General features: G+C 63.3%; 20 protein-coding genes. 6 read left to right on the plus strand and 14 right to left on the minus strand.

Annotated elements, in window-relative coordinates; translation table 11 throughout:
• The first annotated feature begins 6 nt into the window (after positions 1 to 6).
• On the plus strand, positions 7 to 3,615 hold the full coding sequence (locus JOD97_RS01080) for a hydantoinase B/oxoprolinase family protein (protein WP_209712785.1): 3,609 nt from the start codon (positions 7 to 9) through the stop codon (positions 3,613 to 3,615).
• A gap of 24 nt (positions 3,616 to 3,639) precedes the next feature.
• Here the strand turns inward: JOD97_RS01080 and JOD97_RS01085 are convergent, their stop codons facing one another.
• Both JOD97_RS01085 and JOD97_RS01090 read right to left on the minus strand, forming a co-directional pair.
• Entirely contained in the window at positions 3,640 to 5,652 is a 2,013-nt protein-coding gene (locus JOD97_RS01085) for an acyltransferase family protein (RefSeq protein ID WP_209712786.1), read from the minus strand.
• Between the two features lie 364 nt (positions 5,653 to 6,016).
• Complete coding sequence (locus JOD97_RS01090) at positions 6,017 to 7,657, minus strand: tetratricopeptide repeat-containing response regulator (protein ID WP_209712787.1); 1,641 nt, start codon at positions 7,655 to 7,657, stop codon at positions 6,017 to 6,019.
• 266 nt (positions 7,658 to 7,923) lie between these two features.
• Between JOD97_RS01090 and purL the strand changes: the two genes are divergently transcribed.
• Positions 7,924 to 11,979 (plus strand): phosphoribosylformylglycinamidine synthase, encoded by a 4,056-nt coding sequence (purL, locus tag JOD97_RS01095; RefSeq protein WP_209712788.1) that lies wholly within the window; start codon positions 7,924 to 7,926, stop codon positions 11,977 to 11,979.
• A 76-nt stretch (positions 11,980 to 12,055) separates the two neighbouring features.
• Here purL and JOD97_RS01100 read toward each other — a convergent pair whose 3' ends face one another.
• From JOD97_RS01100 to JOD97_RS01135, 8 genes are all read right to left on the minus strand, one after another.
• Positions 12,056 to 12,691, minus strand: coding sequence for a PEP-CTERM sorting domain-containing protein (locus JOD97_RS01100; protein ID WP_209712789.1), 636 nt, complete (start codon positions 12,689 to 12,691; stop codon positions 12,056 to 12,058).
• A gap of 125 nt (positions 12,692 to 12,816) precedes the next feature.
• A complete protein-coding gene (locus tag JOD97_RS01105; RefSeq protein ID WP_209712790.1) occupies positions 12,817 to 13,524 on the minus strand; it encodes a DNA alkylation repair protein in 708 nt (235 codons plus the stop codon).
• Positions 13,525 to 13,963: 439 nt separating this feature from the next.
• Positions 13,964 to 14,740 (minus strand): peptidyl-prolyl cis-trans isomerase, encoded by a 777-nt coding sequence (locus JOD97_RS01110; protein ID WP_209712791.1) that lies wholly within the window; start codon positions 14,738 to 14,740, stop codon positions 13,964 to 13,966.
• Positions 14,741 to 14,839: 99 nt separating this feature from the next.
• Entirely contained in the window at positions 14,840 to 15,616 is a 777-nt protein-coding gene (locus JOD97_RS01115; RefSeq protein WP_209712792.1) for a peptidyl-prolyl cis-trans isomerase, read from the minus strand.
• Between the two features lie 119 nt (positions 15,617 to 15,735).
• Positions 15,736 to 16,008 (minus strand): BolA family transcriptional regulator, encoded by a 273-nt coding sequence (locus JOD97_RS01120; RefSeq protein ID WP_209712793.1) that lies wholly within the window; start codon positions 16,006 to 16,008, stop codon positions 15,736 to 15,738.
• On the minus strand, positions 16,005 to 16,634 hold the full coding sequence (locus JOD97_RS01125) for a septation protein A (protein WP_209712794.1): 630 nt from the start codon (positions 16,632 to 16,634) through the stop codon (positions 16,005 to 16,007). The genes JOD97_RS01120 and JOD97_RS01125 overlap by 4 nt, the downstream gene beginning before the upstream one ends.
• Before the next feature lie 20 nt (positions 16,635 to 16,654).
• Positions 16,655 to 17,053, minus strand: a complete 399-nt coding sequence (gene msrB / locus JOD97_RS01130; protein ID WP_209712795.1) for a peptide-methionine (R)-S-oxide reductase MsrB — start codon at positions 17,051 to 17,053, stop codon at positions 16,655 to 16,657.
• A gap of 14 nt (positions 17,054 to 17,067) precedes the next feature.
• Positions 17,068 to 18,492, minus strand: coding sequence for a protein adenylyltransferase SelO (locus JOD97_RS01135; protein WP_229264135.1), 1,425 nt, complete (start codon positions 18,490 to 18,492; stop codon positions 17,068 to 17,070).
• 202 nt (positions 18,493 to 18,694) lie between these two features.
• Between JOD97_RS01135 and JOD97_RS01140 the strand changes: the two genes are divergently transcribed.
• Both JOD97_RS01140 and JOD97_RS01145 read left to right on the plus strand, forming a co-directional pair.
• Positions 18,695 to 20,350, plus strand: a complete 1,656-nt coding sequence (locus tag JOD97_RS01140; RefSeq protein WP_304511203.1) for a 3-(methylthio)propionyl-CoA ligase — start codon at positions 18,695 to 18,697, stop codon at positions 20,348 to 20,350.
• A 663-nt stretch (positions 20,351 to 21,013) separates the two neighbouring features.
• Entirely contained in the window at positions 21,014 to 21,403 is a 390-nt protein-coding gene (locus tag JOD97_RS01145; protein WP_209712796.1) for a hypothetical protein, read from the plus strand.
• A 205-nt stretch (positions 21,404 to 21,608) separates the two neighbouring features.
• Here the strand turns inward: JOD97_RS01145 and JOD97_RS01150 are convergent, their stop codons facing one another.
• Complete coding sequence (locus JOD97_RS01150) at positions 21,609 to 22,574, minus strand: YafY family protein (RefSeq protein WP_209712797.1); 966 nt, start codon at positions 22,572 to 22,574, stop codon at positions 21,609 to 21,611.
• Positions 22,575 to 22,625: 51 nt separating this feature from the next.
• Between JOD97_RS01150 and JOD97_RS01155 the strand changes: the two genes are divergently transcribed.
• Entirely contained in the window at positions 22,626 to 23,381 is a 756-nt protein-coding gene (locus tag JOD97_RS01155; protein WP_229264137.1) for an NIPSNAP family protein, read from the plus strand.
• 110 nt (positions 23,382 to 23,491) lie between these two features.
• Here JOD97_RS01155 and JOD97_RS32495 read toward each other — a convergent pair whose 3' ends face one another.
• Complete coding sequence (locus tag JOD97_RS32495) at positions 23,492 to 23,809, minus strand: TonB family protein (RefSeq protein WP_209712798.1); 318 nt, start codon at positions 23,807 to 23,809, stop codon at positions 23,492 to 23,494.
• Between the two features lie 302 nt (positions 23,810 to 24,111).
• The gene (locus JOD97_RS01165; protein ID WP_209712799.1) at positions 24,112 to 24,765 is read right to left on the minus strand and encodes a glutathione S-transferase family protein; all 654 of its coding nucleotides are present in this window, start codon (positions 24,763 to 24,765) and stop codon (positions 24,112 to 24,114) included.
• A gap of 193 nt (positions 24,766 to 24,958) precedes the next feature.
• On the opposite strand from JOD97_RS01165, the gene JOD97_RS01170 reads away from it, so the two are divergent.
• Complete coding sequence (locus JOD97_RS01170; protein ID WP_209712800.1) at positions 24,959 to 25,330, plus strand: addiction module antidote protein; 372 nt, start codon at positions 24,959 to 24,961, stop codon at positions 25,328 to 25,330.
• A gap of 31 nt (positions 25,331 to 25,361) precedes the next feature.
• On the opposite strand, the gene JOD97_RS01175 is transcribed toward JOD97_RS01170, so the two are convergent.
• Positions 25,362 to 26,057: a DUF4197 domain-containing protein gene (locus JOD97_RS01175; protein WP_209712801.1), complete on the minus strand. Its 696-nt coding sequence runs from the start codon at positions 26,055 to 26,057 to the stop codon at positions 25,362 to 25,364.
• Positions 26,058 to 26,076 lie beyond the last annotated feature (19 nt).

Raw genomic sequence — 26,076 nt, forward strand, 5'->3', positions numbered from 1 at the left:
GCAGGCATGGATTGGCAATTCTGGATCGACCGCGGCGGTACGTTCACCGACATCGTGGCGCGTCCGCCCGATGGCCGCCTGCGCACGCTCAAACTGCTGTCCGAGAATCCGGAACACTACGCCGACGCCGCCATCGCCGGCATCCGCCAGATGATGGGCGTGGCCAAGGGCAAACCGATCCCCGTCGAGCAGATCGGCGCCGTCAAGATGGGCACCACGGTGGCCACCAACGCGCTGCTCGAGCGCAAGGGCGAGCCGACCGCGCTGGCCATCACGCGCGGCTTCCGCGACGCGCTGCGCATCGCTTACCAGAACCGTCCGCGCCTGTTCGACCGCCACATCGTGCTGCCGGAGCTGCTGTATCAACACGTGATCGAAATCGATGAACGCGTCGGCGCCCACGGCGACATCGTCACCGCGCTCGACCTGAACGCCGCGCGCGCCGGCCTGCAAGCCGCGTACGACCAGGGCCTGCGCTCGCTGGCGATCGTCTTCATGCACGGCTACCGCTACCACGACCACGAAAACCAGGTGGCCGAGGCGGCGCGCGCGATCGGGTTCACGCAGGTGTCGGTGTCGCACCAGGCCAGCCCGATGATGAAGCTCGTCGCGCGCGGCGACACCACCGTCGTCGACGCCTACCTGTCGCCGATCCTGCGCCGCTACGTCGACCAGGTCGCGCGCGAGATGCCGGGCGTGAACCTGCAGTTCATGCAGTCGAGCGGCGGCCTGACCGACGCGCGCGCCTTCCAGGGCAAGGACAGCATCCTCAGCGGCCCGGCCGGCGGCATCGTCGGCATGGTGCGCGCCAGCCAGCTGGCCGGCTTCGACAAGGTGATCGGCTTCGACATGGGCGGCACCTCGACCGACGTGTCGCACTACTCCGGCGAGTTCGAGCGCGTGTTCGAAACCCAGGTGGCCGGCGTGCGCATGCGCGCGCCGATGATGAGCATCCACACGGTGGCGGCGGGCGGCGGGTCGATCCTGCACTTCGACGGCAGCCGCTACCGCGTCGGGCCGGACAGCGCCGGCGCCAATCCCGGCCCGTCCAGCTACCGGCGCGGCGGACCGCTGGCCGTCACCGACTGCAACGTCATGCTGGGCAAGATCCAGCCGCAGCATTTTCCGCAGCTGTTCGGCGCCGACGGCCGCCAGCCGCTCGACGCGGCGGCCGTGCGCGCCGGCTTTGCCGAACTGGCGGCGCGCATCGTCGCGGCCACCGGCGTCGAGACCAGCGCCGAGCAGGTGGCCGAGGGCTACCTCGATATCGCCGTCGGCAACATGGCCAACGCGATCAAGCAGATCTCGGTGCAGCGAGGCCACGACGTGACCGAGTACACGCTCACCAGCTTTGGCGGCGCCGGCGGCCAGCACGCCTGCCTGGTGGCCGACGCGCTGGGCATGAAGACGGTGTTCGTCCATTCGCTGGCCGGCGTGATGTCGGCCTACGGCATGGGGCTGGCCGACCAGAGCGCGATGCGCGAGGCGGCCGTCGAGGCGCGCCTGGCGCCGTCGCTGCGGCCCGACCTGGTCGAGCGCCTCGCCGCGCTGGGCGTCGCGGCGCGCGCCGAGTTGCGCCGCCAGGGCGTGGCCGACGAGCGCATCGCGCTGATACGCCGCGTCCACCTGCGCTACGAGGGCACCGACACGGCGCTGATCGTGCTGTTCGATACCGACGACAGCATGGTCGCCCAGTTCGAGGCCGCCTACCGCAAGCGCTATTCGTTCCTGATGCGGTCCAAGGCGCTGATCGTCGAAGCGGTGTCGGTGGAGGCGCTCGGCAAATCCGACGCCCCGGCCGAAAACGTCGAACCGGCGCCGCGCCGCCTTTCCGGCCTGGCGCCCGACGCCGTGGTGCCGATGTACACGGGCGGGCGCTGGCGCCAGACCGGCCTGTATCAGCGCTCGGCCACCCGCATCGGCGACATCGTCAAGGGCCCGGCCATCATCGCCGAGGCCAACGCCACCACCATCGTCGAGCCGGGCTGGCAGGCCGAGGTGTCGCCGCACGACCACCTGGTGCTGCGGCGCGTGGCCGCGCTGCCGGAGCGGCGCGCCATCGGCACCAGCGCCGATCCGGTGATGCTCGAGATCTTCAACAACCTGTTCATGTCGATCGCCGAGCAAATGGGGCTGCGGCTGCAGAACACGGCCTACTCGGTCAACATCAAGGAGCGGCTCGACTTCAGCTGCGCGATCTTCGACGCCGACGGCAACCTGATCGCCAACGCGCCGCACATGCCGGTGCATCTGGGCTCGATGGGCGAGAGCATCAAGACCGTCATGCGCGGCAACGCCGGCGCCATGCGGGCCGGCGACGTCTACATGCTCAACGATCCGTACAACGGCGGCACCCATCTGCCCGACGTCACCGTGATCTCGCCGGTGTTCGACGAGGCTGACGAGAACATCCTGTTCTACGTCGGCTCGCGCGGCCACCACGCCGACATCGGCGGCACCACGCCCGGCTCGATGCCGCCCGATTCGCGGGTGATCGAGGAAGAGGGCGTGTTGATCAACAACTTCAAGCTGGTCGACGGCGCCGCCGGCGGCGTGCTGCGCGAGGCCGAGACCCGCGCCTTGCTGGCCGGCGCGCGCTACCCGGCGCGCAATCCGGAGCAGAACCTGGCCGACCTGCGGGCGCAGGTGGCGGCTAACCAAAAAGGCGTCGACGAGTTGCGCAAGATGGTCGCGCACTTCGGCTTGGACGTGGTGCGGGCCTACATGGACCACGTGCAGGACAACGCGGAGGAGGCGGTGCGCCGGGTGGTCGGCTCGCTCAAGGACGGCGCCTACACGCTGCGCCTCGATAACGGCGCGCAGATCCAGGTGGCGGTGCGGGTCGACCAGGCCGCGCGCGGCGCGGAGATCGATTTCACCGGCACCTCGGCGCAGCTGGACAACAACTTCAACGCGCCGTCGGCGGTGTGCATGGCGGCCGTGCTGTACGTGTTCCGCACGCTGGTGAACGACGAGATCCCGCTCAACGCCGGCTGCCTGAAGCCGCTCAAGGTGATCATCCCGCCCGGCTCCATGCTCAATCCGCACTATCCGGCGTCTGTCGTCTCCGGCAATGTCGAGACCTCGACCTGCATCACCAACGCCTTGTACGGCGCGCTGGGCGTGATGGCGGCGGCGCAGGGCACGATGAACAATTTCACGTTCGGCAACGAGCGATACCAGTACTACGAAACGATCAGCGGCGGTTCCGGCGCCGGGCCGGGCTTCGACGGCACCAGCGTCGTGCAGACCAATATGACCAACTCGCGCCTGACCGATCCGGAGATCCTCGAGTTCCGCTTCCCGGTGCGGCTGGACAGCTACGAGATCCGCCGCGGCAGCGGCGGCGGCGGCAAATGGCGCGGCGGCGACGGCGGCGTGCGCAAGGTGCGCTTCCTGGAGCCGATGACGGCGGCGATCCTGTCGAACAACCGCATCCACGCGCCGTTCGGCATGGCCGGCGGCGAGCCGGGCGCGCTCGGGCGCAACAGCGTGGTGCGGGCCGACGGCGGCGTCGAGCAGCTGGGCCACATCGGCAAGATCGACATGCGCGCCGGCGACGTCTTCGTCATCGAAACGCCGGGCGGCGGCGGTTACGGCGAGCCGGATCGCTAACCCCGCCGGCGCCCGGGGCGCAGCTTACAGCGGCACGGGCGCGGCGCGGCCGGCCGGCAGCTGGTTGCGGAACATGGTGGAGAACATCGGCGTCAGGAAGCCGGCGCCGTAGCGGCTTAAATGGTCGTCATCGAAGTACATCGCGCGGTTTTTGACGACGGCGTCGCAGTGGTCCCCGGCGCACAGGTAGGGCAGCGGATCGAGGATGATGGCGCCGCACTGTCGGCGCGCCGCGTCCTGCGCCTCCCACACCAGCGCGTGGCGTTTGGCGTATTCGCCCATCGGCATGGAGATCGTCCGGGCCTGGCCCAGCACCATCGCATGGCCCAGCGTACCGGGGACGTCGATCCGCATTTCCGGAATCGGCCGCATCAGGTAGACCTGGTGGTGCCTGGCGATGGCGCAGGTGGTGTCGATCATGTTCTGCCGCACTTCCCGGTAAAACTCGGGGCTGCGCGAGGTGTACGGTTTGGTGAAATAGATATTCGGCACGCGCGCCTCGTCTTCCTCGTCACGCTCGTTGGGGCCCTCGGTGTACAGCGAGCTGCGATTGATGATCAGCACCGGCACCGAAGCGGGCACCGATTCGAACCGCCGCATCACCCACGCCATGAACTGGTCGCAATGGAAGCTGGGGTCGATGCCGCTGTGCGTGTTGAGCAAGGACGGGCAGCCGGACATGGACCAGCGCAAGGCCTGCGTGTCGCGGTCCGGCAGGGCGCTCTGGACGGCGTCGAACAGCGCCGACGCATGGCTGTCGCCGATGACGATGAGGCCCAGTTTCGATCCGCCCACCGCGCAGCCGCTGTCGTTGCCGTGCTTGAGGACTTGGCAATCGGGCAGCGAATCGCGTTTGTCCATCGAGGTCAAAAACATCTGGTGGGCTGCGGCCGGCAAGCGGGCCGGCAGCCCGCCCATCGAGGCGATCAGCGTGCCGGGCAACACCACGGCCAGGCAGGCGGCGGCCAACGCGGCGGCGCCGGCGCCCCGTGGCAGGGTCTCCAGCGGCCGGCGCATCCGCGTTTCGACCAGTTCGTACGACAGGTGTCCGAGCACGCACGTCAAGGCCAGGCAGGTGGCGACCAGCGCCGGGTTGGGGCCGTCGCCGTAATAATGGATGGCGACCACCAGCGGCCAATGCCACAGGTACATCGAATACGAGCGCTCGCCGATCCAGCGCAACGGCGTCCAGTTGGTGAGGATGGAGTTTTCCTTGGCCGCCACCAGCACCATCACCGTACCGAGCACCGGCACCAGCGCGCGCCAGCTCGGCCACACCAGATGGCCGAAGGCCAGGACCGCGTACGCAATGAGCGCCAGGCCGCCGAGTTCCAGGCCGTGGCGCAGCGCGGCCGATTGCGGCGGCCGCGCGGCCAGCAAGGCCACCAGGCCGCCGGCGATCATTTCCCACGCGCGGAACGGCAGCAGGAAGAACGCGGTGCCCGGTTTGGTGGCCGACATGTACAGGCACAGGCCCAGCGACAGCAGGCCGACCGCCGCCAGCAACGCCAGCAGCGCGCCCGGCGAAGGCCGGATTTTCCAGGTCGCCAGCATGGCGACCGGCAGCAGCATGTAGAACTGCCATTCGACCGACAGCGACCAGGTGTGCAGCAGCCAGATGCCGTGCGCGTGGGCGGTGAAGTAGCCGGCCTCTCGCCAGAATTTCATGTTCGAAAAAAACAGCACGGCGCTGCGGGCCTGTTCGCCGTACGAGACGAACTCCTCGGCGGACATGACGAACCAGCCGGCGACCAACATCGCCGCGCACATGACGATCAGCGCCGGCCAGATCCTTTTGGCGCGCGCCAGGAAGAAGCCCCAGAAAAACCGCAGCGGCGCGTCGGCGGCGCCGCCTTGCAGGGCGCGGGCGATGATGCCCGTCATCAGGAAACCGGAGATGACAAAGAAGATGTCGACCCCGACGTATCCGCCGTCGAAGCCAGCTATCCTGAAGTGGAACAGGATGACGGCCAGGACCGCCCATGCCCGCAAGCCGTTGATATCCGCGCGAAACCCCTGTTGGACTGTTTTTTTCATTATTGTTCCTGTAATGATAGTCAGTGACCATATTATTGTCTGAATTATTATTAATTTTACCATGTGTCAATTCCGGATGGCCGGAATATCGCGGTCCCGGGGATGGCTGGCCGATACCTTGGGGTGCGCCAGGCGATACCGCTCATCGCGGGCTTGCCCGGCGGGTGGCCGCTCAGTACAGTTTGGTTTTGTCCAAAAACGAGAGAGTGATGCGTACGCTATTCAGACTTCTACGCGGACATGGCACCCCGAATTCGGCGCTGGTGTCCGCCTTCGTCCTGTGCGGGTTGTACTTCGTGTCGTGGTATCTGATATCCCACTGGTCGGATTTTCCGGCGTCGCCGATTTTCTACCGCTGAGGTAGTCAGGCGCTGGTGGCGATACCGTATTTGCGCTGGGTGTGGAAATACTGCGCCTGCAGCGCCTCCAACGACGGATGGGCCGGGTCGATCTTGCGCATGCGCTCGAGCAGATAGGCGCATTGCTCGGCCAGCGGCACTTCCCAGCCCAGGTCGTCGAGCTGCTTCAAGATCGCCGACGCCGCCGCCGGCAGCAGCGACATATTGGCCGGCGCCTTGCGCAGGCCGGCGTTGAGCGTGTCGACCGCCGCGCGCAGGTCGCCCTGGCCGCGCATCGCCGCCGCGTCGGCCAGCAGCTCGCTGACCTGCATCTTGATCTGTTCGCCCATGCCCTCGGCCAAGTCGTGGCGGCCGGCCTTCTCGAATACCTGCACCGCGTCGTCCATCGTCACGCCGCTTTCGGTGTCGTTCATCAGGTTCAGCATGACGTTCGAGGCCTGCTGGTCGAGCTTGACGCTCAGGCAGCTGTGCACCAAGCCGATCTTCAGGCCGGTCGACAGCCCGCGCGCGTTCTCGATGGCGTGGACCGCCGTGGTCAGCTCGGTGGCGGCGCCGGCCAGGTTACCCGTCATTTCCTGCACCAGTCCGGCGGCGATGGCGCGGCAGGCCTCGGTGTTGGCGTTGCTGCGCAGCGAGCGCTCCATGTCCCGGATCACGCCGCTGGCCTGGTTGGCGTCGCCTTTCTTGACCAGCGTCTTGACCAGCCTGACGTGGTCCTCCGGGTCGCGGAACTCCGAATACTTGGCCTTGGCGACGACCTGCTTGAAGGCCTTCTCGGCGACGCCGACGTCGCCCGTCTCGAGCGCCACCTCGCCCAGGTGGCGCAGCCGGCGCACGATGTTGGGCGAGATGCCGACCGCGTCCTCCAGCACCTTCTTGGCCGATTCCTGCTGGCCCAGCGCCTCGTGGGTGCGCGCCAGCAGGTCGTAGGCGGCCATGAACTTGGGATGCTCCTCGAGCAGCTGCACCAGCGTGCGCTGCGCCTCGACGAACTTCTGCAGCCCGAACTGGCAGCGCGCCATGCCCAGGTGGGCCCACGCGGTGGGGCGGGTCAGCAGGATGGTCTGGTAGACGAATTCGGCCTCCACCAGATCGTCGATGGACACCAGCAGCTCGGCGCGCAGCCGGGCGTAATCGTTGGCGTAGCGGGGATGCTTGTCCTCGCCTTCCTTGCAGCTGGTGATGGCCTTGCGGATGCTGCCGGCGGCGAGCTGCTGGTACACCGGCCAGAACACGTCGCGCCGCTCGACCGCCTTGCGGATGCGTTGCAGCAGCGCGTCGACGGTGAACGGCTTGAGCACGTAGTCGGTGGGCGCCAGCTCGACCGCGCCGATCACCTTGCTGTAGACGCCCTCGGAGGTGAGCATGATAAAGATGGTCCACTGCGCGATCAGCTTGTGGTGGCGCAGGTCCTCGAGCAGCTGCTGGCCGTCCTGGCCGTTGTTTTCGCCGCTGCCGTTGCCCAGGTCGTACTCGCACAGCACGATGTCGTAGGGTTTTTTGGATAGTTGCCGGATCGCGGTGCCGGAGCTGACCGCGTATTCGATCCTGGTGATCGAGGCCTGGTTCAGCATGTTGTGCAGGCTGCCGCGCATGCCCGGATTCGGGTCGACGATCAGCACCGACAATTCGCTATATTCTGCCATGACACAAACCCCTGCTTATATTCGGTCTAGCATACCCCAAGGCAAGTCTAAATGTTACAGAAACCAAGTGTTTGATGCTGAAGAGCAGGGTTTTATGGGGGAAATTCGCGCTAAATGTTGCTTTGGCGGCAGTTTTTGGTCGGAAATGGCGCTGTATTGAGAGGCTGCTAACGGGTATAATGCGCGCAAAGGAACACTGCAAGAATTAGCCTCATGCCCCATCACCCTTTAATCCGCAGCCTTGCTGCATCAACCATCCTCCCAATATGTTGATTCTGCCGGGCTCCAACGCCCTGTCCGCATTCCGTAGCCAACGCCTGTTGACCCAATTGCAAGCCGCGCTACCGTCCGTCGCCGCCGTCCAGGCGCGCTATGTCCACTTCATCGATGCCGCCGAGCCGCTGTCGGCCGACGACACCGGCCGCCTGGCCGCGCTGCTGACCTACGGCGAGCCGGCCCACGCCGACAACACCGACGGCGCGGTCGAGGAGTTCTTCGTCATCCCGCGTTTCGGCACGATCTCGCCATGGGCCTCCAAGGCCACCGACATCGTCCACAACTGCGGCATGGGCCACATCAAGCGCGTCGAGCGCGGCATCGCGTTCCGCATCAACCTGAAGACCGGCATTTTGGGCAGCAGCATCGGCGCGCCGAAGAAGCTGTCGGACGAGGAAGTGCAAATCGTTGCCGCGCTGCTGCACGACCGCATGACCGAGTCGGTGCTGCGCTCGGCGGACGAGGCGGCCGGCCTGTTCCGCACCTTGGACGCCAAGCCGCTGGAATCGGTCGACGTCATCGGCATGGGCAAGAACGCGCTGGAGAAGGCCAACACGGACCTGGGCCTGGCGATGTCGGACGACGAGATCGACTACCTGGACGCCGCCTTCACCAAGGCCGGCCGCAACCCGACCGACGTCGAACTGATGATGTTCGCGCAGGCCAACAGCGAGCATTGCCGCCACAAGATCTTCAACGCCGACTGGACCATCGACGGCGTGGCGCAGCCCAAGTCGCTGTTCGGCATGATCAAGAACACCCACCAGCTGCAGCCGAAGGGCACCATCGTCGCCTACAGCGACAACTCGTCGATCATGGAAGGCGCCGAAGTGATGCGCTTCTTCCCGCAGGGCGAAGGCCAGCAGTACGCGCCGACGACGGAATTGACGCACACCTTGATGAAGGTGGAAACCCACAACCACCCGACCGCGATTTCGCCGTTCCCGGGCGCCTCCACCGGCGCCGGCGGCGAGATCCGCGACGAGGGCGCGACCGGCCGCGGCGCCAAGCCGAAGGCCGGCCTGACCGGCTTCACGGTCTCGAACCTGCTGCTGCCGGGCGCCGTGCAGGCGTGGGAAAACGATATCGACGTCACCGCGCCTGTTTCAGGTTACCGCGACACCAGCGCCGCCAAGGCCTACGGCAAACCGGACCGCATCGCCTCGGCGCTGCAGATCATGATCGAGGGCCCGCTCGGCGGCGCCGCGTTCAGCAACGAATTCGGCCGTCCGGTGCTGGGCGGTTACTTCCGCACCTACGAACAGAACGTCGGCAAGCGCTACGCCGGCGCCCCGGACGCCGTGTTCGGCTACCACAAGCCGATCATGATCGCCGGCGGCATCGGTAACATCTCCGGCCAGCACACGCACAAGAACGACATCCCGGTCGGCAGCCTGCTGGTGCAGCTGGGCGGCCCGGGCATGCGCATCGGCATGGGCGGCTCGGCCGCGTCGTCGATGGCCACCGGCACCAACACGGCCGACCTGGACTTCGACTCGGTCCAGCGCGGCAATCCGGAAATGGAACGCCGCGCCCAGGAAGTGATCAACGGTTGCTGGCAGCTCGGTGCGAACAACCCGATCATCTCGATCCACGACGTCGGCGCCGGCGGTTTGTCGAACGCCTTCCCGGAGATCACCAACGACGCCAAGCGCGGCGCGATCTTCGACCTGCGCAAGATCCCGCTGGAAGAAAGCGGCATGGCGCCGAAGGAAATCTGGTCCAACGAATCGCAGGAACGCTATGTGCTGGCGATCGCGCCGGAGAGCCTGCCGATGTTCAAGGCGCTGTGCGAGCGTGAGCGCTGCCTGTTCGCCGTGGTCGGCACCGCCACCGAAGAGCGTCAACTGAAGCTGATCGATCCGCAGCTGGGCAACGAGCCGGTCGACATGCCGATGGACGTCCTGCTGGGCAAACCGCCGAAGATGCAGCGCGACGCGCATCACGTGCAAAACGACTTCCCGGCAGTCGACCTGACCGGCATCGAGCTGGCGGAAGCGGCCAAGCGCGTGCTGCTGCTGCCGACCGTCGGCGACAAGTCCTTCCTGATCACCATCGGCGACCGCACCGTGGGCGGCATGTCCGTGCGCGACCAGATGGTCGGCCCGTGGCAGGTGCCGGTGGCCGATTGCGCCGTCACCGCGATGAGCTTCGAAGGCTATCTGGGCGAGGCGATGGCGATGGGCGAGCGTACTCCGCTGGCCGTCATCAACGCCGCCGCGTCGGGCCGCATGGCGGTCGCCGAATCGATCACCAACATCGCCGCCGCGCCGATCAAGGACATCTCCGACATCAAGCTGTCGGCCAACTGGATGGCCGCCTGCGGCCAGCCGGGCCAGGACGCGGCGCTGTTCGACACCGTCAAGGCGGTCGGCATGGAACTGTGCCCGGCGCTGGGCATCAGCATCCCGGTCGGCAAGGATTCGCTGTCGATGCGCACCACGTGGAAGGACGACGGCGAGTCCAAGGCCGTCACCTCGCCGGTGTCGCTGATCGTCTCGGCCTTCGCGCCGGTGTACGACGTGCGCAAATCGCTGACGCCGCAGATCAAGACCGACGCCGGCGACACCGCCATCATCCTGATCGATCTGGGGCGCGGCAAGAACCGCCTGGGCGCCTCGGCGCTGTCGCTGGTTATCGGCCAGCTGGGCAACGAGACGCCGGACGTCGACAGCCCGGAAGACCTGAAAGCCTTCTTCGCCGCGATCCAGCAGCTGAACGCCGACGGCAAGCTGCTGGCCTACCACGACCGTTCCGACGGTGGCCTGTTCGGCACCCTGACCGAGATGGCCTTCGCCGGCCGCGCCGGCCTGTCGATCAACCTCGACATCCTGACTTTGGAACAGGGCCATGGCGCCGACCAGGGCGACGCCAAGAACTGGGCCGGCCAGATCGCCGAACGCCGCAACGAGCAAACCCTGCGCGCGCTGTTCTCCGAGGAGCTGGGCGCCGTGATCCAGGTGCGCGCGGAAGAAAAGTCGCTGGTCATGGACGTGCTGCGCTCCTTCAACCTGGGCGCCTGCAGTCATATCATCGGCAAGCCGAACGACCGTGGCGCGATCGAATTCACCCGCGACGCCAAGGTCATATACAACCAGCCGCGTTCCGCGCTGCACCGCCTGTGGAGCGAAACGAGCTGGCGCATCGCCCGTCTGCGCGACAATCCGGCCTGCGCCGACGCCGAATACGACCGCATCCTGGACGAGGCCGAACCGGGCATGACGCCGAAGATCACCTTCGACCTGAGCGAGAACGTGGCCGCGCCGTTCATCGCGACCGGCGTGCGTCCGCGCGTGGCGATCCTGCGCGAGCAGGGCGTCAACTCGCACATCGAGACCGCGTACGTGATGCACCAGGCGGGCTTCAACGCCATCGACGTCCACATGAGCGACCTGATCGCCGGCCGCGTCAAGCTGGACGATTTCCAGGGCATCATCGCCGTTGGCGGCTTCTCGTACGGCGACGTGCTGGGCGCCGGCGAGGGCTGGGCCAAGACCATCCTGTTCAACGCCGCGCTGTCCGAGCAGTTCGCCCGCTTCTTCGCGCGCGGCGACAGCTTCGGCCTGGGCGTGTGCAACGGCTGCCAGATGATGAGCAACCTGAAATCCATCATCCCGGGCGCGCACGCGTGGCCGAAGTTCACCACCAATAAGTCGGAGAAGTTCGAAGCGCGCTTCGCGATGGTGGAAGTGCTCGATTCGCCGTCGATCTTCTTCAACGGCATGGCCGGCACGCAAACGCCGATCGCCATCGCCCATGGCGAAGGCTACGCGGACTTCAGCCAGACCGGTAACATCGCCGAGGCGGTGGCGGCGATGCGTTTCGTCGACCAGCGCGGCGCGGCCACCGAGGCCTATCCGTTCAACCCGAACGGCTCGCCGCAAGGCCTGACGTCGGTGACGACCGCCGACGGCCGCTTCACGGTCATGATGCCGCACGCCGAGCGCGTGTTCCGGTCGGTGCAGCAGTCGTGGCATCCGGAAGCGTGGGGCGAGGACTCGCCATGGATACGGATGTTCCGCAATGCCCGCAAATTTGTAGGCTAAATTCGTGGGCTAAATAAAAAAGAGCCGGGTCAAAAACCCGGCTCTTTTTTTTTTCGACGGCCTGTTTGTTGGGCGCTCAGGCTGCGCGGCGGCCTTGCTTGCGGCGGCTCGCCAGTCCAATCAGGCCCAGGCCGGCGGCCAGCATGGCGTAGGTTTCCGGTTCCGGCACGGGCGCGACCAGCAGATTGCCGCCAAAGTAACCAGGCTGCATGCCGCTCAGGTAGGGAGGGAATTCCAGGCCATTGGACTGGATATATGCCGAGGAGAGGAAGGTGACGCCCCAGGGCGTATTGACCGAGCCGGCATAGGCGTAGGAATCGCCGGTGCCGAAGTTGCTGGCGCCCACGTAGTAGACATTGCCGGCGGCTAATGTCACGGATGAAATGGCTTTGTAGCGGAAATCGCCGACCAAGGTGTCGCCGCTGGCCACGGCGGTCGAGGCGAGCAAGTTGCCGTTCTCGTCCCACAGGCCGACTTCGTGGCTGGTGGCAAAGCCGTCATGCTCCCAGTCGAAAGCGCCCAAGGCCGTCACCGACAACGGCGTGTCGGCCGTAAAGGTGTAGCCCAACGTCCATGGACCGTCACCGTCAAAGATCGCATAGTCGATGGGCGTGACGGCGGGACTTCCGGTGGTCTGCGCCTGTGCACTGCCGGCAAGGACACCCAGCAAAGCGAGCGCTATCACGCTGTATTTCGTCATCATCTTCATCATTTCCCCTGGTTTGTGAACATTCAAAAGCGTGGCATGTCAACGCGGCGGCGCCTGGCCGGCTGGGATGATTGCAATAATAACACTGACGTTGCAATTTGCGCACGTTTTATTATTGTATATTTCGTCTATGACAAATCGACTTGCGTAATAGTAGTGAGGGAGGAAGGTGTCAGTGGCGGCGCGTGTTTATTCGCCTCGCGATAGCTCAGCGGGGACAGCCTGGCTCTTTCCTCCGCGGTGAATTCGCGCACGGCTTGTGGATGGTGGCGCGCATAATCCCTCAGCGCCCAGCCGATGGCTTTCTGAATAAAGAATTCTTTTTCGTGCGCGCGTTGCAGTGAATAAGAAAAGAGCAGGGTGTGATTGGTTTTATCCCGCCATCCCAGCTGGTGCAATATCGCCACCCGCCGGAGCCACATATTCTCGTGAACAATGGCTTGATCCATGCCGTCATGCCGATACCGTAAAACTTTACTGATGACTGAAGCGAGGGCGTCCACGCTATCCCACCAGGATTTGGACGGCACCAACTCCATCAAGAACGGCAAATGCTGGATATCGAGTTTATCGCAATGCATCGCCAGTAAATCGATCGCGGCATACTGATATTCCCGCTCGGGCTGATTCCATATCTCCCGCGCAATATCGAGTAATTCCGTCGCGCCATTCGGTTGCCAGGTCTGATAAAACGCCTTGACGACCGCGCGGCGTGCCGGCGTAGCCACGCCGAGGAACTCGAATTGATCGCGCATATATGCCGCCATGGGCGCGCGGCGCGCGGGGTCGGCCGCTTCCCGCAAGGAGAGGGCAAGAGCTTCGATATGCGCAGTCATAGGCAGGCAAGGGCAAAGAGACGACGATTCAAGCCAAATATTAGCACGTAACCGCCAAAATCTAGCGCGGCGAGACTTCGTAGGGCGGATTAGCGGGCGAGGCCCGCCAATCCGCCCCGGGGGCCCATCGAACGAGCGTCCTCCTGCCGGAGGACTTGAGAGGCGGAACGCCGTAATCGGCCATCGATGGGCCGCCGATACGCATGCATGGCCGATTACGCTGCGCTAATCCGCCCTACGTGCATTTACGAGGATAGATAGCTGAATTCAAATTAAGGGGAGGGCGCTATGCATCTTCAGCGCACTACTGGCCGGACTAATTATCGGCCTCAGCCCGATAGATAAAAAGCGCCCTGAAAAAACAAAACGCCCGATAACTTCATCGGGCGTTCTGTCGAGGCGGGCGGCTGGGCCGCTCCGCTAATTAAAACTACCAGTCTTACTGGACCTTGGCTTTCTTAATCAGTTCGTCGCGGTAGGCGGCGATTTTCTTCTGTTGCAGCGCTTCGGCAACCTGGCCTTTAACTTCGGCCAGGGCCGGCAGTTTGGTGGCGCGCGATTCTTCCAGCTTAATCACGTGGTAACCGAATTCGGTTTTAACCGGGGTTTCGGTAATCGCGCCCGGCTTCAAGGCCACCATGGCGTCGGCGAAAGGCTTGACCAGCTTGGCGGGCGTCATCCAGCCCAGGTCGCCGCCGTTGTTGGCGGAACCGTCTTTCGACACCTTGGCCAGCTCTTCGAACTTGCCGCCGGCTTTCAGCTTGGCGATGATGTCCTTGGCTTCCTGCTCGGTCGCGACCAGGATGTGGCGCGAATGGTATTCCTTGTCGCCGACGGCGGCCTTGTACTTGTCGTACTCGGCCTGGATTTCAGCGTCCTTGACCGGGTTCTTCTTGACGTAGTCGGCCAGCATGGCGTTGATGGTGATGCTTTGCGCGGCGTTGTCGATGGCCGACTTCACGTCCGGCTTGTTGCCATAGCCTTGCTTGCTGGCTTCCTGCAGCAGCACTTCGCGGCCGATCAGTTCTTTCTTGACCATCTCGCGCAGTTGCGGGCTGTCAGGCTGCTGGCCTTGGGCCACCACCTGCTTGACCATCTGGTCCACCTTGGCGGCGGGAATAGCCTTTCCATTGACGGTCGCGACGTTTTGCGCGAAAACCGGGGCTGCAACGACAGCGATCAGTGCTAACAACAGACGGGCTGGCTTCAACATCATTATTAAATCCTATAAAAAAACAAGAAATTGCACTCGGCGGTGCATTGTACCAACGCAAAATCAAAAACGGCGCCCCGCAGGGCGCCGCCTTCTATAACATTACTGCACTTTTGCTTTCTTGACCAGTTCTTCCTGATACGCTTGCAGCTTCTTCTGGGCCAGCGCTTCCGAAATCTGCGGCTTGACTTCTTCCAGGGTTGGCAGCTTGGCTGGACGGATGTCGTCGACCTTGATGACGTGGAAACCGTTCGGGGTCTGCACCGGCTTCTCGGTCACGCCACCTTTTTGCAGGGCCACGAAGGCGGCCGAGAACGCTGGTGGGAAGGACGAAGGCGAGGCCCAGTCCAGATCGCCGCCGTTGGCAGCCGAACCGGTGTCTTTCGACGTCTTGGCCAGGTCCTCGAACTTGGCGCCGCCCTTCAGCTTGGCGATCACGTCGTTGGCTTCGGCTTCGGTCGCCATCAGGATGTGGCGCACGTGGTATTCCTTGTCGCCGGCCTGGGCGACGAAGCGGTCGTACTCGGCTTTGATGTCGGCGTCGGAGATCGGGTTCTTCTTGATGTAGTCGGCGATCATCGCGTTGATGATGATGGCCTGGCGGGCGTTGTCGATCTGTGCCTTGACTGCCGCGTCCTTGCCGAAACCTTGTTTTTCCGCTTCCTGCATCATCACTTCACGGCCGATCAGGTCTTTCTTGATCAGTTCGCGCAGTTGCGGCGAGTCCGGCTGCTGGCCCTGGGCCACAACCTGCTTGACGACGGCTTCGACGCGCGAGGTTGGGATAGCTTTGCCATTAACAACGGCAACGTTCTGTGCGAAAGCAGGCACGGCGATAACGAGAAGTGCAATCAGCAAACTGGCTGGCTTGAAAGTCATTATTAATTCCTGTAAGGGGAAAGTTTTAGCGAAATTGCCTGGAAGGAGTTGGATCAGCTATCTGTCTTTGTGTTCAATTATTCTGAAACCGATAGGACCGCTCCTAGCCGGGCGCTACATCATACTTCGGACGGAGCCAATGCGGTAATGGCCAATGCATGGATTTCTTTATGCATCATATCGTGCACGGAATCATACACGAGTCGATGTCTTGTGACGAGTTTCAGGCCCTCGAATTGTAACGAAACGATTCTGACGCTGTAATGGCCGCCGCCGGAGGCCGCGCCGGCGTGGCCGGCGTGCAGCGCGGAATCGTCTTCCAGCACCAGTTCGACCGGCGACAGCGCGGCCTGGAAGCGGCCGCGCATGCGGTCCATGCGGGTATCGCTCATGTCGGATCCTTCATATGGCGCGACAAATAAATCGTCTGCGCAACAATAAACACGAACATGATGGCCGTCGAGCCGAACGCCTTGAAGCTGACCCACGAGCTGGTGTCGCCTTTAAATAGCACGAAGGCGACATACCAATTGAGGCAGCCCATGGCGACGAAAAAACCGATCCATGCCCAATTGAGGCGCGACCAGATCAAATCCGGCAGCTCGATGATTTCGCCCATCGACTTGCGCATCAGATTCTTTTTAAAGACGAATTCGCTTATCAGCAAACCGGCCGCGAAGAACCAATAGACGATACTTAGTTTCCATTTGATGAATACTTCATCGTGCAAGTAAATCGTCAGGCCGCCGAAAAACACGAACATGCCCAGCGAGAACCACATGAGGAATTCGACCTTGCGCCCGCGCAGCTTCAGATAGGCGATCTGCGCCATGGTGCCGATGATGCCCACCAACGTCGCCAGCACGATCGGCGACTGGTCCGCCGTGACCGACCCGCCGGAGATGATGCCGCTCAAATAAGTGTTGATGAAGTGCTGGGAGGCTTCGGCGTTGGCGCCCGAAAGCTTGTAGGCCCCGAAGAACAGCAGGACCGGGAAAAAGTCGAACAGGAATTTCATGGTGTGTATTTATTAGCGTTTTAGTCTTGTGGATCGAAGCGCAACGAGGCCGAGTTGATGCAATAACGCAGGCCGGTCGGCGGCGGGCCGTCCGGGAACACGTGGCCCAGATGGGCATCGCATACCGCGCAAATGATTTCGGTGCGCAGCATACCATGCGTGCGGTCGGTTTTCTCGATCACGTTGGCCGGATCCAGTGCCTCGAAATAGCTCGGCCAGCCACAGCCGGAATCGAACTTGGCATCGGAACGGAACAGCGGCGTGTCGCAGCACACGCAGGTGTAGATGCCATGCTCGTGATGATCCCAGAATTTACCGGTAAATGCACGCTCGGTGGCGGCATGCCGGGTCACCTGGTATTCCATCGGGTCCAGCATGGCGCGCCATTCGGCATCGGTTTTGTTGACTTTAGTGGTCATGGATGAGTGCTCGCTTAAGAAGAACAGCTGACTTCAAGATGGCTTGCCCAGTCCGGCGGCAAAGCGGCGTAGTGGTCGTGCTCGGGCTGTTCGTCGTAGGGGCGCCGCAATACGGCCAGCAGGCGCTCCACCTCGGAAAAGTCCTTGTTTTGCGCTTTTTCTATGGCGACCTGGGCCAGATAATTACGCAACACGTATTTGGGGTTGATCTTGTTCATCGCAAGCTGGCGCGCGGTATCATCGCTGGCCTGGGCTTGCAGGCGCGCGCGGTACTGGCCGGCCCAGGCGTCGAAGGCCGGGCGGTCGATGAACAGGTCGCGCAGCGGTTCGTCGCCGCCGGCGTCGGCCGCCCGCAACCCGCCGAGGCGCCGGAAGAAGAGCGTGAAATCGACGCCGTTGGCCTGCATTAGCGCGAACATGGCGTCGAATAGCGCACGGTCGGCGTCCGCGTGTTGTTCCAGCGGGGTCAGCCCCAGCTTGGCATGCAGCAGTTCGTCGAGCTTGGCGGCGAACGCCGGCTGGTAGACGTCGAGCGCGGCCTGGGCGGCCTCGACTTCGCCGATCAGCGGCAGCAGCGCTTGGCCCAGAGCGTAGCAATTCCAGTGGCCGACCTGCGGCTGGTTGGTGTACGAGTAGCGGCCTTGCTGGTCGGTGTGGTTGCAGATATGGTCGGGATCGAACGCTTCCATGAAGCCGAACGGCCCGTAATCGAGCGTCAGGCCCAGGATCGACATATTGTCGGTGTTCATCACGCCGTGCATGAAGCCGACCGCCTGCCAGTGCGCGATCATGTGCGCGGTGCGGCGCGTGACTTCGCGGAGCAGGCCGACGTAGGGATTATCCTCGGCGCGCAATTCGGGGTAAAAGCGCTCGATGACGTAATCGGCCAGGATTTTGAGCTCTTCCGGCTTGTTGCGGTAGAACCAGTGCTCGAACGAGCCGAAACGCACAAAGCTGGGCGCCATGCGGATGACGACGGCCGAGGTCTCGATCGTCTCGCGCACCACCCCCTGGTCCGAGCCGGCGACCGACAGCGCGCGCGAGGTTGGAATGCCCAGCGCGTGCATCGCCTCCGAGCACAGGAACTCGCGGATCGACGAACGCAGCACGGCGCGGCCGTCGCCCATGCGGGAGTAGGGCGTCAGGCCCGCGCCCTTCCATTGCAGTTCCATCGGACCTTCGGCGGTGGCGACCTCGCCCAGCAGGATCGCGCGGCCGTCGCCGAGCTGGCCGGCCCAGACGCCGAACTGATGGCCGGAATAGACGGCCGACAGCGGCAGCGCGCGCTCCGGCACGGCGTTGCCGATCAGGATATCGGTGCTGTCGGCGAGTTGTTCGGGTGTGAGGCCGATCAGGGCGGCGGCCGGCTCGCTGACGGCCACCACGTAAGGCGCGGGCAGCGGCGTCGGAATCAGCCGGGTGTAAAAGGCGGGCGGCAAGGACGCGAAGGAATTGTCCAGCGGCAGATTGGCGGCAGTAATAATAGTATCCGTTCAAGTAGGCTCGGCGCGGCTAGCGCCGGTAAGTGCGGTGATTTTACCGCAGGCGACCGGTGCTGCATTGCAGCATCGAAATCCGTTGACGGTGCTTGTACCGCGCGTCCACACTTGTTTGCATAAATAACTATGTTTCGGAGAGTTCATGCCATCCCAGAATCAGGAAAGTCTATTGCTGGGCCAGATGATGAGTCAGCCCTTGCTGATCTCCAGCATTATCGAATTCGCGGCCCGGCATTACGGCAGCAGCGAGATCGTCTCGCGGGGGGGCGAGGGCGACCTGCACCGCTACACCTTCCGCGACTGCCACCAGCGCGCCAAGCGGCTGGCCAACGCGCTGCACGGCCTGGGCGTACGGCCGGGCGAACTGGTGGCCACGCTGGCATGGAACGGCTACCGGCACCTGGAAGCGTACTACGGCGTGTCCGGCTCCGGCGCCGTCTTGCACACGATCAATCCGCGGCTGCATCCCGAGCAACTGGCCTACATCTGCAACCATGCGGAGGACCAGTATCTCTTGTTCGACTTTTGCTTCCTGCCGCTGGTCGAGGCCATCGCGCCCCATTGCAAGACGGTCAAGGGCTTCATCTTGATGGGCGACGCCGACCGCATGCCGGCCGAGACCAGGATCGCCAACCTGCTGTGCTATGAGGACCTGATCAACGCCTACTCCGACGATTACGTGTGGCCGCAATTCGACGAGAACACCGCCTCCAGCTTGTGTTACACCTCCGGCACCACGGGCAATCCCAAGGGCGTGCTGTACTCGCACCGCTCGACGGTGCTGCACGCCTACGCGTCCGCCATGCCGAACGTGCTCAACGTCTCCTCGCGCGACGTCGTGATGCCGGTCGTGCCCATGTTCCACGTCAACGCCTGGGGCCTGCCGTACTCGGTGCCGCTATCGGGCGCCAAGATGGTGTTCCCGGGCGCCGCGCTGGACGGCAAATCGGTCTACGAGCTGTTCGAGAGCGAGCGCGTCACGTTCTCGGCCGGCGTGCCGACCGTCTGGCTGGGACTGATCAATTACGCGTTGCAAAACAAACTGAAATTCTCGACCTTCCGCCGCACGGTCATTGGCGGCTCGGCCTGTCCGCCGGCGATGATGAACACCTTGATCGACGACTTCGGCATCGAGGTCATCCACGGCTGGGGCATGACGGAAATGTCGCCGCTGGGCACCACCGGCGGCTTGCTCAGCAAGCACACCGAGTTGCCGAGGTCGGAGCAGCGCGCCATCCTGCAAAAGCAGGGGCATGCGATCTTTGGCGTCGACATGAAGATCGTCGACGACGATGGCAAGGAATTGCCGTGGGATGGCGTCAGTTACGGGCATTTGCTGGTCAAGGGGCCTTGGGTGATGGCGCGCTACTTCAAGGGCGAGAGCGGGGACGTGCTGCAGGACGGCTGGTTCCCGACCGGCGACGTGGCCATGATCGACGCGGACGGCTTCATGCAGATCACCGACCGCAGCAAGGACGTCATCAAGTCCGGCGGCGAGTGGATCGGCACCATCGATTTGGAGAACGTCGCCATGGCGCACCCGGCGGTGATGCAGGCGGCCTGCATCGGCGTGGCGCATCCGAAATGGGATGAGCGGCCGCTGCTGGTGGTGGTGCTCAAGCCGGGCCAGCAGGTCAGCCGGGAGGAGTTGCTCGCGCATTTCAGCGGCAAGGTGGCCAAGTGGTGGTTGCCGGATGACGTGGTGTTCGCGGAAGCCTTGCCGGTCGGTGGTACCGGTAAGATTCAGAAAAACAAACTGCGCGAGCAGTACAGGGATTACAAGTTGCCCACCGTTTGAGCGGCGGCGATGGAGTGATCATCTCAGCGGTGCGCCGCGGCCTGCGGCATAGACCGCTATCGTAGCGACGAGCGTTAAGGAGTTTCGTGCAAACGGCGGCCTCGAATAATTAGATTGGCGCCGGTTCGCCGGCCAGCCGCTCCATGACTTGCACAGCTTCCTTCGCCAGGCCGTCCGGTGTCGTGCGGTCTTTGCTAGTCACTACGCGGCTGGCAACGCCGAGTTCAAAATCGACCGTGTACCACTATGATTTGTCACCGAAGAAGGACCAATAGCGCAGCACCATTCCATGGCGCGGCAGGGGGATTGGTAGCTTTGGCATCACACATGGTTGGCATAAGCGCTGCTTTGCTGGCATGTACGCAAAGACGGGTGCCTGCGCGGGCAGGGCGGTGGACATGACGCTCAGTAGTATCGAGGCTAATGACGTGATGGATTTTAGTGAGCGGCTGGGCATCTCTTAAGCGGCCCCTCGTTCCTGCCGCCAGAGCGGCCACCCATCGCACTCCCTCTAGCAGTGTGCACATGGGTGGGCCGCGCAGCTCCTTGTAGCAAAAGCCCGATTTTCCGCCCTGTTTTTCCCTATTTTCCCCGCGATTGAACTATCGCCGCGCTTCCCGGTTTAAATATGACAAAGCAGAACAAAATAGGGGAGAAAATCGAATGAATACCACAGTGACCGTGCAGCTGCCCACCGACACCCTGCTCCAACTGATAGAAGAGCTGCGCCGCCGTGGCGGCTCGCAGGACATTTCGGAAGCCATGACGAAGGCCGTCGAATGCTGGCTGGAAGACCCGGCCAGATTCGCGCCGGGCGCGGACCCTGAGGACATGCACGGCTATCAATGGAAATCGCTGTTCCTTCCGCCAGGCACCGTGTTGAAATCGTGGAGCTACGGCGAAAACAACTACGCGCGCGTTGAAGGCGATCAGATCATCCACAATGGCCGCGCGGTGTCGCCGAACCAGTTTGCGCAATCGTTCGCCCGCTCGACGCGCAATGCGTGGCAGGACTTATTCATCCGCCGTCCGGCGACGAGACCTTCAAAATAGCCGGCTGCGCGATGAACTGATCGCGGCGGCAAAGCCGGCAGCCGCAACGCCAACCGCTACGATCCCGACTGGCTCCACCGCAGTGCCGCCGCTGCCGGTTGGATCGACGGCAAACTTGCCCGCGCCGCAGGCCCCGTCACCGGCAGGCCAGCCACCGCGCAACACGGACCGCGAGCCCGGATGGGACTATGCGTGAAAAATACGTTCAGCAATCATAGAATGCTGAAATCTGTCGCAGCCTGGAAACGATCGCCTTCCTGAGCCTGGCCGGCCCCGTCACCTCCACCTCGGGCGCCAGCCGCAAGAATTGACCGGCGCCATGCTCAAGCGACTCGACAGGAATCCGCAACGCCACCCGTCCATCCCGCCGCCGCGAAGGCCGCGCTTGCGCAACGGCACCCGCGACCGCGGCATTCAGATAACGCAGATTCTTGAGCCCAACCGGCGTCGCCAGCACGTCCGCATAGTCCGTATAAATCTCCGACTCGAAGCGCGCGACCGACTGCGCCCAATACCGAGCCAGATCGAACCGCTCCGGTGGCCGCGCCTTCTGCTCCAGCATCGTGGCGTGCTTCACGTTCGAGATCCGATACGTGTGTGGCTTGCCGTCCGTTGCGGCAACGAGATACCACGTACCTGCTTTCAGCACGAGCCCCAACGGATGCACGACCCGCTCGACCTTGTCGCGCCAGCTCTCGTAGCACATGCTCAGTTGCCTGTCCGTCCAGACCGTCTGAGCGACGATCGCCAGGTACGGCACCGCATCGGCCTCGCGATACCAGTCGACAGGGTCGAGGTGGAAGCGCGACTGCATCTTCTGCGCCTCCGTGCGCGACGATTCCGGCAGGGAGGTCAGCAGCTTGAGCTGTGCGCCCTGCAACGGCTTGTCGAGGCCGAGGTCGGCTGCGGGTCCGGCCAGGCCGCTAAGGAACACGACCTGTGCTTCGGAGGGCGTGAGACCGGTTAACCGCGTGTTCCAGCCGTCGAGCAGGTGGAAGCCGCCGGTGCGGCCGCGCTCTGCGTAGATCGGCACGCCGGCGGAGCTGAGCTGGTCGATGTCGCGATGAAGGGTGCGCACGGAAATCTCGAGCGCTTCGGCCAGCGCGGCGGCGCTCATGGGGCCCTGCGTCTCGAGCATCATTTGGATGGACAGCAGGCGGCTTGCACGCATGATCGGGCGGAATATATGACATTAGATGGCAGATATTGTATTCGATACTGAATGGCATTGAACTTAACCAAGGAGAGCGCCATGTCGTATGAATACCCACAAGTCGTCGAGCTGCGCCAATACACGTTGCACCCAGGGCGGCGCGATGCGCTGATCGATCTGTTCAACCGAGAATTCGTCGAGTCCCAGGAGGCGGAAGGGATGAGCGTGTTGGGCCAGTTCTGGGATCTGGATGATCCAGACCGCTTCATATGGCTGCGCGGTTTTGCCGACATGGCGTCGCGCGCGCGTGGGTTATCGGGCTTCTACGGCGGACCCGTCTGGGCGGCCCACCGCGATGCGGCGAATGCGACGATGATCGATTCCGATGACGTCCTGCTGCTGCGGCCGGCCTGGAACGCTGCCGGCTTCGCACACGATCCCGCGCGCAGGGCGGCGCACGATGACGGCACGGCGCCGCGCGGTGTAGTCGATGTGACCGTGTTCAACCTGAACGACGCCGCGGGTCCGGCGTTGCTCGACTTCTGTCGCGAGCGCATGACGCCAGTGCTGCGACGGGGCGGTGCCCTGGAGCAGGGCTGGTATGTCACCGAACCGAGCCCGAACAATTTCCCGCGCCTGCCCGTCCGCGAGGGGGAAAGCGTGCTCGTCGGCGTAGCCGTATTCAAGGACTTGGCCGCCTACGATGCGTTCCTGGCCGACGAGAGCTGGAAACGCGATGTGGCGCCCGTGTTGGCGCAATGGCTCAAGGGAAAGCCGGATGCCAGGAAGTTACTCCCGACAGCCCGCTCAGCCATCCATGCGTAAGGAGCACGCCATGAACGAATGACGATGGAGAGCCTCTATGATCCTGGCCACGCGCTGAGCATGCGGCGGCGCGACGAGTGGCTAGCCCACCAATCATGTTGCCTCTTTAGCTATTGCTGCCCAAAGATGTACGAAACAGCCTTGGTGACCGGCGTGTCGGGCACGAACACGCAAGTGTCGAGGGCGACGAATGCAGCCTCGTCAAGGAGTGCCCAACCGGAACTTTTTCGCAGGCGCACATTCATCGCATGCCCCCCTTCGGCCCCGATCTCGAAGCTCAACACAGTCGTCCCCATCATTTTTTCACGAAACCCTGCGCGCGGATAGCCCGGGTTTGAGCAGGTCGGCTGCGGAACGAGTTCTCGCCAGTGCTCGACCGGACGCAGCTTCGGTTTGGTTTCAAAGTAGTGGTCGACGACTACGCGCACTTGCTCATACGTAGATACTTCCTCAGGTGGCGAAATCGGAGCAGCATGGGAAGGTAGTTGACAGTTGGCCGGTTGCGGCTTATCGCTCGATCACTTGAACCACATGTTCGTGCGCGGTTCCAAAAATTCGGCGAACTCGACCGCCGCGTCTAACGACTCATTTCTACGACAGATAGTGATGATGAGATGTTGTCCAAAGACACAGCATAGCATCTTGCCCAAATGAAAAAATGCACAGATTCTCACGCTGCCATGCTTCGTGCCCCCAACTGTAGTAGTGCATGTCCTACGGCAGTCCTTTGTCAGCCGCCCGTTGGTGAGCGGGTGTTAAACGCCAACTGATCGGCGAAAGCCCGCTGATACGCGGGGCGCGCCTCGGCTCGTGCGACATAGGCGGCAAGCCGGGGAAATTCGTCCAGAATGCCCGATGGCCTGACCCGGAGCAGCACCGACGCCATCATCAGGTCGCCGGCGCTGAACGTGCCATCGAGCCATTCGACATCTCCCAGGTGCGCGGATAGCTGGCCCAGCCGATGACGGATGCGGTCTGCAATTAAGGGCAAACGTTCCTTACTCCATGGCTTGTCGCCCTCCGCAAACTTTGCGGTGGCGAGTTCAAGGATCGGCGGTTCGACGGTGTTGAGCGCGGCAAATATCCACGTGATCGCGCGGGCCCGGGCGTCGGCGTCGTCTGGCAACAAGCCCGGGTAGCGCGAGGCGATATGAAAAACGATCGCGCCCGTCTCGAACAGCGCAAGACCGCCTTCCTCATAGGTTGGAATCTGGCCGAAGGGATGAAGGGCCAAATGCGCAGGCTGCTTCATCGCGGCGAACGAAACAGGGCGCACCGCGTAGGGCTGGCCCGCTTCCTCAAGCGCCCAGCGAACGCGCGTGTCGCGTGCCAGCCCCATGCCGCCATCGGGCGAGCGTTCAAATGCGGTAATGGTGATCTTCATCGTATCTCCGTGTAATTGTAATTATGTGTGCCGCCTTGGCGTGCGTCGCGCCCGAAAATACTGTATCAAAATACAGTGAATCCTTGATGCGACCGACTAATGGTACGACAGATATTAAGGAGGCAAAAGCTGTTCTGAGTCGCTTGAAAAAGCGTAGCGAAGCCATCAAAAAACGAGAGAGGGAGAAGAAATCATGACTGAAGCTAAGGAAGGAGTTGATCTGCCTGATTGCGGCCTCACCGAATCCGATGTCGCTCTGTTGGCCGACGACGAAGAACTTGGGCTCGAGGACTTCGATGCCGCCGCCTACCTCAAGACGCCTGAGCATATCGCGGCCTATCTTACCCGCATGCTGGAAGGGGGCGATGACGGTATGCTCGCGTCCGCGCTGGGCGACGTGGCGCGTTCGGTGGGTATGGCAAAGGTTGCTGAGAAAACTGGCATCGGCCGCGAAGCGCTCTACAAAGCGTTGCGCGATGGCGCGACCCCTCGACTCAACACCGTCAACAAGGTAGTAAAAGCGCTCGGTATGCGCATGGTCATCATCGAAGCGTCGGCGTCTTAAACCGCCGCCGATGCTTGATCTGTAGTGATCTTTACTTCATCGCCCCAAACACCTTCCCGATCAGCTTGCTGCCAGCGCCCAGCGGATCGGCGCGGATGGCTTTTTCCTCCTCGCCGATCATCGTGTACAGGCCGTCGAGCGCGCGCTTGGTGACGTAACCCTCGACCGTCTTCTGGTCTTCCTGGATCAAGCCCATGGTCGGCGCCAGCGCCATCGTCGAATTGTATTGGGTGGACAGCTTGGAGCGGTCGGTGACCTTTTTGACGATCGGCAGGAACTGCACGGCCAGCTTTGCCGAGGTCTTGTCGCGGAAGAAATCGGTGACCGACGTCTCGCCGCCCGTCAGGATGTTCTTGGCGTCGGTGATGCTCATCGACTTGACCGCGTCCAGCAACAGCGGCTTGGCCATCGGCACGGCCGCCTCGGCCGCGTGGTTCATCTGCACCACCAGCTCGTCGAGCTTCTGGCCCTTGCCCGTCATCTGCAGCAGCGGGCGCGCCTGTTCGAGGATCTTCGGCAGCTGGATGCGGACCTTCTCGTTGTTCAGGAAGCCGTTCTCGGCGCCCAGCTTGGCCACCGCCAGGGTCGAGCCTTTTTCCAGCGCCGCCTTCAAGCCGCCGCTGGCGTCGGCGTTGCTCAGGTCGGACAAGGAGAGGGCGAAGGCGCTGGCGGCGACCAGCCCCAACGAAACAAGCGCGGCGGCGCGGATGGCGGGAACTGCGGACATGGTGGACCTCGATAAAGAA

The organism is Duganella sp. 1411 (genome assembly GCF_017833525.1).
Lineage (GTDB): Bacteria > Pseudomonadota > Gammaproteobacteria > Burkholderiales > Burkholderiaceae_D > Rugamonas.